This is a genomic window from Paenarthrobacter sp. YJN-5, assembly GCF_015040095.1.
GTDB classification, from domain to species: domain Bacteria; phylum Actinomycetota; class Actinomycetes; order Actinomycetales; family Micrococcaceae; genus Arthrobacter; species Arthrobacter ureafaciens.
Genome location: NZ_CP053544.1, coordinates 2,314,839 through 2,323,603, shown reverse-complemented (window position 1 = coordinate 2,323,603; position 8,765 = coordinate 2,314,839). Strand labels below are relative to the sequence as shown.

Below are 8,765 nucleotides of genomic sequence, written 5' to 3'. Positions count from 1 at the left end.
CATGACAGCGGCCACATTTCTGGGGATCCTCCTACGCCGTTGGTATTTGGTCGCCTTGGGCCTCGTCCTCGGAATAGCAGCACTAGGAGCCATCCGATCGTCCGAACCGGTCTTCTGGACCGAAGCTGACGTCACATTCCTTGCCCCGGAACGGGAACCGGCCTACTGGATCTCAGGCGGCAGCGCCATGACCCTGGTGGAGTTCGCAGACATGGTCAAACGACGCGTTAACCAGGACCAACAGGCCGTGGACCTTTCCCTGACAAATGGCACCCTCTACGGGGCCGGCGTCCAAAATGGTTTCTCCGTGACGCTGCCCAACAACGGAGGGCAATGGAATAAGACGTTTACACAACCGGTCCTGAAGGTCCAGGTAGTGGACTCCAGCGCCGAAGCAGTCAACAACGTACTGAACGACCTCCTGGATCGGATCAACAACGCCACCAAGGATCTCCAAGCCGAACAATCGGTAAAGGGAGACCTCATCACAACACAAACAACACCGTCGAAGTCCGAGGTCGTCTTCGGCGGCGGCACACCGGTCACCCGGCTCAAGGGGGCAGTGGTGTTGGAGGGCTTGTGCCTGGCCTTAACCAGTGTCGCTACCGTCTACGTGGACAGGCTGCTGCTGCGCCGCCGGGCGAGCCGGCACGCCAAGCATTCCGCCGGCCCCACGACTAAGAGCCGCCAGGAGATGTCCCATGACCTATCGCGCGCCTGAGACCATGACCCTCCCGGCCGCTCTCCCGGAACGAACGGAACGGCGCGACGTTTCCAGGTTCGTCATCGCTTACCTGCTGCTCACCTGCGCCTTCCCTTCGAACCTGACCATTTCCGCGTTGGGGTCGGTCGGCAAGCCCTCCACACTCTGTGGACTCCTGGCGCTCGCATGGTGGCTGCTTTACCAACTTCAGCGAACCAACCCCACCCGGGCCGGACGACAAATGGTCCGCACCGCCATGGCCGTCTTCCTCGGAGTGGCGCTCGCAAGCTATGCACTGGCTATGTTGCATGGTGTGCCGGCGCCGGAGACCAGTCCCGCTGACAGTGGCTTGATTCGCCTGGCTGGCTGGGCAGGCATCTTCCTCCTCGTCAATGACGGCATCGCCAGTCAGCAGACCCTGACAAAAGTACTGCGCGCTCTGGTCTGGGTGGGCAGCGGAACAGCCCTCCTCGGCCTTCTGCAGTTCGCCACAGGGTCATCGCTGGTGGACTGGATCAGCCTCCCGGGATTCAGCGCAGCCACGGAATTGACCGGAGTGCAGTCCAGGGGCGGATTCATCCGCGCCGCAGGCCTGGCCAGCCACCCGCTTGAGTACGGGGTGGTCCTCGTGACCACCCTTCCGGTCGCCATCTCACTCGCGGTCACTGACCGTGCCCGAAGCTGGCTTTTGCGCTGGCTCCCTCCGGCAGTCATCTCCTTCGCCGCAGTCATGTCGGTGTCCCGGTCGGCACTGGCTTCGTTTGCCGTAGCGGTCGCGGCACTGATCCCCGCCTGGCCCAAGAAGCTCCGCCGCGGTGCCATGGTCCTGGCCGTGGTCCTTGCCGCGGCCATGTACGTCCTTACCCCCGGGATGCTCGGAACCCTGCGCGGCTTGTTCACCGTGGGCACCGCAGACCCCAGCATCAGCTCCCGGACCAGTGCCTACACCACAGCATTTGGCATGTTGGCCAACAACCCTGTGATCGGACGGGGTTTCGGCACCTTCCTTCCGGATTACGTGATCGTGGACAACCAGTACCTCGGCATCCTCGTGGAGCTGGGATTCCTCGGCCTCTTCTCCTTCCTTGCCCTGATCGCTTGCGCACTCATCGCCGCTTGGCGGGCCCGGAGGCTGGCCGCCACTCCTGGTCCGCAGCAAACCGCCCAGGCTGTGCTGGCCTCCATAGCAGCCATCGCCGTAACGTACGCCTTCTTTGATGCGTTGTCCTTCACGATGTCGGCCAACCTGTTGTTCGTCATGCTGGGCATAGCCGGGGCTCAGTGGCGGCTGGCGCGAATGCCGCAAAGCATCCCGCCAACCACAAACCACACCGCCGACCGGGCATGAAGAAGAATGCAGCGGCAGCCCTCGGCGCTCTGGCGTTGCTGGGATTCCTGGGCGCAGTTGCTGTGAGCGATGCCGTGCCCATCTCTTTCCATGGCAACCAATCCGGCGAAACAGCCCAGCCACTGTTCACACCCAGCCACCCCGCCGGAACAACATTGCGCACCATCGACGGCGGAGCAGCGTTCTACGCCCAGTTCGCCAATCCGCTCCCCGTCAGTGAGGACTACTTCCCTGTGGGTGTTTGGTTCGAAAGCGCCCTCGAGAAGGATTACGTCGCAAAGGACGCCGCCGCCGGCCTGAACGTCTACGTGGTTCTCACGCCCGATTCGGATCTGGAACTTGTCCGAAACTCTCATATGTACGCCATACCGACCTTCCCGGCCGCCCGTGCATCAGGTTTCGCCCTGGGGGATGAGGTGGACATGTGGGCCGGAGGAGGAGATGCCATATGGACCGGAAAGTACCCGGGCGAGGGGCCTATCTGCGAGCCCGAACAGGCCAAGTGCGGCCACACCGTTCAACGTCGCCTCAATGCCGAAGCTCCTTCCGGAGTCATGAAGTATGCCAACTACGGCAAGGGCGTCACCTTTTGGCTGGGTGACGACCAAGCACGCAGCTTCATCAACGACTACCAAGACGTCGCATCAGCAGACAACTACTGGTTCACCGACCCCAACATCTGTGCGAAATCAGAAGGCGGAGCCCTCAACGGCCACCTCCGGGACCTCACCGAGGAAGAATGCCGCCTGGCCGCAAACTACGGATGGACGGTTGAACGTGTTCGCGAGCTGGCCGGCAAGGACTCACCAGTGTGGGCTTTCGTCGAAGTTGGACACCCATTTGAAGACGCCCCCTCGGCCGGAACCATCACCGGACCGCAAATACGTGCAGCCGTCTGGAGCAGCCTCATCCACGGCGCTCGCGGCATCGTGTACTTCAACCACAGCTTCGGCGGCACGTGCGTCACCCAACACGTCCTGCGCGACTGCCCGGGTGACGCCCGCCCGGCGGTGACCGCCGTGAACAGACAAATCAAGGAGCTCGCGCCCGTGTTCAATGCCCCCTTCCTTGATGGAGCGGTTACCAGCACCGGTCCCGTTGACCATGCCACCAAGCTCCACGACGGCAAGCTGTATATCCTCAGCGCCGCCAACAAGCACGCCGGCGGACAGGCCGAATTCCACACCTCCTGCGGCGGCAGCTCCGCCGTCGTTATCGATGAAAACCGGACGCTCTCCGTCACTGACGGCAAATTCACCGACACCTTTGCCGACGGCAACGCCGTCCACCTCTACCGCATCGAAGGCGGCGGAAGCTGCGGCTTCTAGCTAACGGCTGGTTTCGTCCCGCTCCCAAGCCACGGGCGGGCGGCCGGAGAAGAAAGCACGACGCCGGCCGGCACCGGCAAACGCCGCGTACACCACAGCATCAAGAACGCTGACAGGCCCCCGCACCGAGGCCGCCAACTGCCGCAACGTCCGGCGCATGGAAGCATCTCCGTCGTGTGCGTCCTGCTCAGCATTGCCCCGGTAAGTGCGCCGCAGAACCGCCATCAATCCGTCCACGGAGCGCGGCGTCCTCACCACCACAGGGTCTGTCCCCACCACAGCCTTCTCTTCAGGCAAAAACAACCGGTCAACGTAGTAGTCGTCACCGGTCAATGGGGGAAACTTTCCCAGACGCGCGTGCCCCGCCTCACTCAACGCATACGCCCCCGCGCCCCACATCGCCTCCGAATTTCCCCGGATCCTCAGCCGGGCCCGGTAGTAGGCCCGGACGGGCAAGGAGGCTCCCGCGGTGTCATATCGAAACGCAGGACGGGCAGCCAACAACCCCTCCCCGCCCAAAGCCGCGAAAACGGCAGCCACAGCCTCCGCACTTACCTCGATATCCGCATCCAGGTACAACCGGGGCCAACCCTGCACGACTTCATCGGCAGCATTCAAAGCCGCCGTTTTCGATGCCTGGCCAACGCGCAGCACCCGGACACCGGCAAATCGGGCCGCGATCTCCTCGGTCCCATCGGTACAGCCGTTGCAGGCGACAACAACCTCCACAGTGCCCCACCTCAAAACCCCGCGAAGAGACTCCAACGTACGCCCAATCACAGCGGCCTCGTTATGGGCCGGGATGACCACCGCGCCAGTGGCGGGCACGTGGTGAACACTGTCACCGGTGGTCGCATGGGGCAGGGAAGACCAACGGCGCCGGTTCAACAGCGCCAGCATCGCCTCACGGTGACCAGGCAAGCCCAGACGCGCCACTTCGCCGGCCACTACAGCCGCACGGAACAGCCCCGCTTTCCCGGCACCCACATGCTTCTGCACATAACGAACCCGATTGACCGCCATCAACGCCGCCAACTGCGCGGACGTACCCGACCCACCCCGTTCATGCCACATCCGGGCAGCGGGTTCGAACCAGATCGAAAAGCCGGCTCCACGAACACGATGGCAATAATCCGTTTCCTCCGAATACAGGAAAAACTGTTCATCCCAAGCACCCACAAGCCGAGCCGCACGCGCGTCGATCAGCAACGCAGCACCGGTAGCCCACTCAACGCAGTGTGCATACTTATAGCTCTCCGGTTCATAGTCCATTTCCGACAACCAGCCAGGCCGGCCGGCAAAATGGCTGCCGCAGACAGCGTCGCCCAGGGCCCGCAGGAGGGCGGGCTCGCGCCTGAGGGAGGGATAGACGCTGCCGTCATCATCCAACAGGACTGGCACCACCACGCCGGCACCGCATGCTTCCATGCGGCGGCGCAGTGCATGGACCGATCCCCGCTCCACCCGCAGGTCGGGGTTCAACACAAGGTACGAATCCGCCGGTCCGGCTTCCCGCAGGGCTGCATTGATACCGCCGGCGTAGCCCAGGTTTCCACCTGTCCCGTGGGCGATCACGTCCGGGAAAGCCGCCAATGCCGCCATCGTCCTGCCGTCCGGTGAATTGTCAGCTACAACCACTTTCATCGACTGGTCGGCGGTCTCGGCCCTGAGGCTGGTGATCAGTGGACCGACGTCGTCCGCGTTGTTGTAGGTCACCGCGATGACGGCAACGTCCGCGAATTCGCCCGCAGGCACAAATGAACCCGCGCTATGACTGACGGCGGCACTCTCATGCGGCGCACCGCTGAACGGTCGGTGGTCCAACGCGCCTGTTGTGCCGCTGTCCCGCCGAAGCCTCCAGTAGGCTTCCGGACCGTCAACAAGGTAGCGGCGGGCGAGCCTGCGGGGTTCCAACATCAGCCGCCACGCCCACTCCATGCCGTGGCCACTGACCCACGCAGGGGCGCGCTTGATATGACCGGCAAGGAAGTCCACCACTGCGCCAAAAGCGAGCAGGACTTTGGCCCCCGTCAGTGCACCGTACTGATGGATCCATAATTCCTGGCGTGGTTTGCCCAACCCGACCACCAGGATGTCGACCGAACTACCGGCAATCTCCATGGCAAGTTGGCGGGATGCCTCGTCGTTTGTGACAACCTCCCTGTCCGGCGCCCACCATCCGGCCACCGTCAGCCCGGGCCGCTCCACTGCGAACCGCTCCTTGATCATGCGGTGTGCTTGCTCCGAGCCGCCCAGGAACCCGACCCGCAACCTCCGACGTTCCGCTTCTTCAAGAATCGGTTCCACGAGGTCGCTGCCGGCCAGTCGTGGCCAGGGGATTCCGGTGAGGCGGAGGGCTTCGCTGGCCAGGGGAGAACCGTCGATGAGGGTCAGCCACTCCACGCCAGGAGATTCCAGAGTGCCGGACCACCTGCCGCCGACTCCAAAATGGCGGATGTGATCAAGGTTTGCTGAGCAGACTCCCAATGCGGGTACACCGGCCGATGCAGCCCTCGCGGCTATGGCTTCCAAGGCCGAGGCAGCATCCAAGAGATCGACGCGAACGCCGCCGAGGTTCACCGCGTTACGGAACCTGTCCGTGGCAGGCGCGGGGGAGTGATCCGGGCTCTTGGACGGGGCGGTGGGCGCCTTGCCCGACCGGACCCGGGGGCCCGGGACTGACCTGCGGTGCCGTGACACCAACACATGGAACAGGGCTGCGATGGAAAAGATGCGCGGCAGCAGCATTATCGGCTCTCCAGACTCGGGGTTCGCGCAAGCGCGCCAACTCAAGGCACAAACAATGACCGGCGATCCCGGGCTGCTGCACCGCCTTGGATCGCCGTGGGCGGCCGATGCCACCCTGACCAACTTGTTTATTTGAGTTGTCTCCCGGCCCCGTCTGTTCGAGGTTGCCGTAGGGATACTTTAGGCCCAATAGGCCCCGGCCGCTAGGGCACGCGGGACTCCTTGAAGTTGGAAACGTACCCGGCAAGCCGTGATTCCATGGGCGCCGGAACAAATCCGGAAGCCTCGATCTTTGACAGAGCCAAGGTGCTGTTGCGCGGGCGGGGCGCCGTGCCGGGTTTGGAATACTGCTCAGTGCTCACAGGCACCACCATGTCCGGGTCCGAACCGCACAGCCGGTACACCTCACGGGCAACCCCAGCCCATGATTTCGGTTCCCCTCCACCGCTGAGGTTGTACGTGCCGTAGGGGGCGCCCGACGCCAGCAGATGCTTGATGCCGGCAGCAATATCGGCCGCGAATGTCAGCCGTCCCCGCTGGTCGTCCACCACCGAGGGCCGCACGCCCCGTTCAGCCAGTTGTGCCATCGTCCGCACGAAATTAGGACCGTCGCCAACCACCCAGCTGCTTCGCACAATGTAGTGCTTCGGAACGGCTACCACGGCTGTGTCACCGGCAGCCTTGCTTTGCCCGTACACGCCCAGCGGGCTCGGTGGCTCATCCTCGGTATGGACCTCCGCCGAGCCGTCAAAAACGTAGTCGCTGGAGACGTGGACCAAAGTCAGGGAATGTTCGACGGCGGTTCTCGCCAGGCGGGATACGGCGCCTGCGTTGACCCTCCACGCAGCGATCCGTCCCGCCGCTGTCTCCGCCGCGTCGACGCCAGTGAAGGCCGTGGCGTTGATGATGGTGGAATACTTGCGCCAGGGAATGCTCCGGTAGGCGTCTTCGTCAGTTACATCGAATTCATCCCGGGTGGCGAAGTCGACGTAATCGACGTCGGCGAAAGCCTCCAGGAGTGCCCTGCCCAACTGCCCGTTGGCCCCTGGAACCAGGATTCGGCGGGGTTTCACCGGGACCACGGATTCAAGGCGGGGATGATTTTTGTCCTGCTCGGACAGGGTGGCTTGGTTCAATGGCAGCGGCCAAGGTACAGCGGCGTGGGGGTCCGCCAGATTCAGGAAGGTGTATTCATCCTGGGCGCCGGCGCTCCAATGGTCGTTGACAAGGTAGGTGTACGCAGTGTTGTCCTCGAGGGTCTGGAACGCATTTCCGACGCCCCTGGGCACGAACACCGCGTCTCCGGGCGTCATCTCGCAGTGAAACACTGCCCCGAAGGAAGGCCCCTCCCGCAGGTCCACCCATGCCCCGAATATCTTTCCGGATGCCAGGGAGATGAACTTGTCCCACGGCTCGGCATGGATTCCCCGGGTGGTTCCGCGGCGGGCGTTGAAAGAAATGTTGTTCTGGACGGGACCGAAATCCGGGAGGCCGAGGGCGCCCATGCTGCTCCGGTTCCAGTTCTCCTTGAACCACCCCCGCTGATCGCCGTGCACGGGCAGCCCGAAGACCAGCAGGCCCGGGATCGGTGTGGTCCGGGAGGTCACTGACGCTGCTGCTGCCATGGCCTCAGTGGCCCTGTCCTGCGTACTTGAGCTCCGTTTCGGCCTTTTTTGGCCGCCACCATGCCTCGTTCTCCCGGTACCAGCGCACGGTGGCAGCCAGCCCGGCGTCGAAGTCACCGTAGCGCGGCGTCCACCCCAATTCCCTTCGCAGCTTGCCCGAGTCGATGGCATAACGGAGGTCATGCCCCGGGCGGTCCGTTACCAGGTCATAGGCATCGGGGGACTGGCCCACCTGAACCAGCAGCTTCTCCACGACGGAACGGTTGGACAGCTCACCGTCCGCTCCGATCAGGTACGTCTCACCGATCCTGCCCCGTTCGAGGATGGCCGCCACTGCCGAGGAATGGTCCTCCACATGGATCCAGTCCCGCACATTCCGGCCTTCCCCGTACAGCCGGGGCCGGATGCCGTCCAGGAGGTTGGTGATTTGGCGCGGAATGAACTTCTCCACGTGCTGATACGGTCCGTAATTGTTTGAGCAGTTGCTGATGGTCGCCCGCAACCCAAACGACCTGACCCAGGCCCTGACCAGCAGGTCCGATCCCGCCTTGGTGGCCGAGTACGGACTCGTGGGCCGGTACACGGACTCCTCCGTGAACCGGGCGGGATCATCCAGGGCGAGGTCGCCATAGACCTCGTCGGTGGAAATGTGGTGAAACCGCGTTCCGTATTTGCGGGCCGCCTCGATAAGGGTGAAAGTGCCCACGAGGTTCGTGTCCACGAACGGCCGCGGCTCCTCCAGTGAATTGTCGTTGTGCGATTCGGCCGCGAAGTGCACTACGGCATCCACTTGCCCCGTCAGCTTTTCCACCAGGGCCGCATCGCAGATATCGCCTTTGACAAACTCGAACCTCTCCGGCGGTAAACCCGCCAGTGACGCGCGGTTGCCTGCATAGGTCAATTTGTCCAGGACGGTGACATGAAGGCTGCTGTGGCCCATGATGTAGTGAACAAAGTTGCATCCGATGAACCCGGCCCCGCCGGTGACAAGGAGTCTCTGCATGGCGATAGCG

7 protein-coding genes are annotated in these 8,765 nt (G+C 63.5%); 4 read left to right on the top strand and 3 right to left on the bottom strand.

The genetic code is table 11. From position 1 onward, the window contains the following. Position 1 precedes the first annotated feature (1 nt). The 3 genes from HMI59_RS11060 to HMI59_RS11050 are packed head-to-tail and all read left to right on the top strand — an operon-like array spanning position 2 to position 3,379. Positions 2-721: a hypothetical protein gene (locus tag HMI59_RS11060; protein ID WP_193591344.1), complete on the top strand. Its 720-nt coding sequence runs from the start codon at positions 2-4 to the stop codon at positions 719-721. After that, the gene (locus tag HMI59_RS11055; RefSeq protein ID WP_227471350.1) at positions 702-2,051 is read left to right on the top strand and encodes an O-antigen ligase; all 1,350 of its coding nucleotides are present in this window, start codon (positions 702-704) and stop codon (positions 2,049-2,051) included. The genes HMI59_RS11060 and HMI59_RS11055 overlap by 20 nt, the downstream gene beginning before the upstream one ends. After that, positions 2,048-3,379: a hypothetical protein gene (locus HMI59_RS11050; protein WP_193591343.1), complete on the top strand. Its 1,332-nt coding sequence runs from the start codon at positions 2,048-2,050 to the stop codon at positions 3,377-3,379. The genes HMI59_RS11055 and HMI59_RS11050 overlap by 4 nt, the downstream gene beginning before the upstream one ends. Here HMI59_RS11050 and HMI59_RS11045 read toward each other — a convergent pair whose 3' ends face one another. After that, on the bottom strand, positions 3,380-6,127 hold the full coding sequence (locus HMI59_RS11045) for a WecB/TagA/CpsF family glycosyltransferase (protein WP_227471349.1): 2,748 nt from the start codon (positions 6,125-6,127) through the stop codon (positions 3,380-3,382). Here HMI59_RS11045 and HMI59_RS11040 point away from each other — a divergent pair. Further along, positions 6,102-6,263 carry a hypothetical protein gene (locus tag HMI59_RS11040; protein ID WP_193591342.1) on the top strand — a complete coding sequence of 54 codons (162 nt, stop codon included), beginning with the start codon at positions 6,102-6,104 and terminating at the stop codon, positions 6,261-6,263. The genes HMI59_RS11045 and HMI59_RS11040 overlap by 26 nt on opposite strands. Positions 6,264-6,330: 67 nt before the next feature. Here the strand turns inward: HMI59_RS11040 and HMI59_RS11035 are convergent, their stop codons facing one another. After that, a complete protein-coding gene (locus HMI59_RS11035) occupies positions 6,331-7,752 on the bottom strand; it encodes a bifunctional dTDP-4-dehydrorhamnose 3,5-epimerase family protein/NAD(P)-dependent oxidoreductase (protein WP_193591341.1) in 1,422 nt (473 codons plus the stop codon). Between the two features lie 4 nt (positions 7,753-7,756). Beyond that, complete coding sequence (gene rfbB / locus HMI59_RS11030; protein ID WP_193591340.1) at positions 7,757-8,755, bottom strand: dTDP-glucose 4,6-dehydratase; 999 nt, start codon at positions 8,753-8,755, stop codon at positions 7,757-7,759. Between the last annotated feature and the right edge of the window lie 10 nt (positions 8,756-8,765).